Genomic DNA, 960 nt, shown 5'->3' on the forward strand with positions numbered 1-960 from the left:
GGAGCACTCGCCATGTCAATGATTTGGGGAGGCCCGCATGTTTCTCAACTAGAAACTGCACAAATTGAACTCGAATCATGGCCTCAGCAAGCCAAAGAGCAAGCCTGGTCTGCTTATGGCAGCCGCATAATGAAGTACAACAAGATCTTTGAGCGTCACAGACAACGCATCATCTCAAATGGTGCCTACGATGATAGTATTTACCATCAGTTGAATGCGATTGAATTGGTTAATGAAGAAAATCTGTTCCGTTAGGCGCTAAGTTAGCCCATGCCTCCCAGACGTTTTAAGGGAGGCATGGTTCCTTATTTAAAGCTGTCTCCCCCTGATCCAATCAAAAGCTTCTTCCGTAACTTAAAAACCGGAACGGTTAATGCATTATCCCACTTATATTATTGAGTAGTGATAGGCTCCCTACCATGAAGACAGCTGACAAACAGGCATTTATAAAGGGCAACAAGCTACCTGAGTCCTATTTAACTCAGGCCTCAATTTGGTTTGACCCGCTGGTTAAGACTATTATCAAGCACCATAAAGGTGCACAAAAAACCATAATTGTTGGATTAAATGGTTGCCAAGGCTCTGGAAAGACTACTTTGGCAGACTACCTTTCCCTGTCGTTCCAGGCCGAAGGTTTAAAGAGTCTATCCATCTCTATCGACGACTTTTACCTTACGCACGACCAACGCCAGCACTTGGCACGCGACATTCACCCCATGCTTAAAACACGAGGCGTGCCCGGCACCCACGACCTAAATTTGGCCCTGAATACACTGCATGCACTAAAAAGTCACAACCAAGAGATCTCTATACCTCGATTCGATAAAGCTACCGATGATCGCTTTCCAGAATGCAGCTGGCCAAAAGTAGAAGCACCTTTAGATATAATTATTTTGGAAGGCTGGTGTCTGGGGATCCCCGCTCAAGCTGAGGAGCGACTTAAAGAAGCAATCAACAAAC

The 960-nt window shown here is 45.3% G+C and carries 1 protein-coding gene and 1 pseudogene; both read left to right on the forward strand.

Features of this window, described 5'->3' with window-relative positions; translation table 11 throughout:
- Positions 1-255: hypothetical protein (locus A3766_RS02125; RefSeq protein WP_231882811.1), on the forward strand; the 255-nt coding region annotated here is incomplete at its 5' end.
- A 164-nt stretch (positions 256-419) separates the two neighbouring features.
- Positions 420-960, forward strand: a pseudogene (locus tag A3766_RS02130) (hypothetical protein); the annotation flags it as partial.

The organism is Oleiphilus sp. HI0132 (assembly GCF_001635845.1).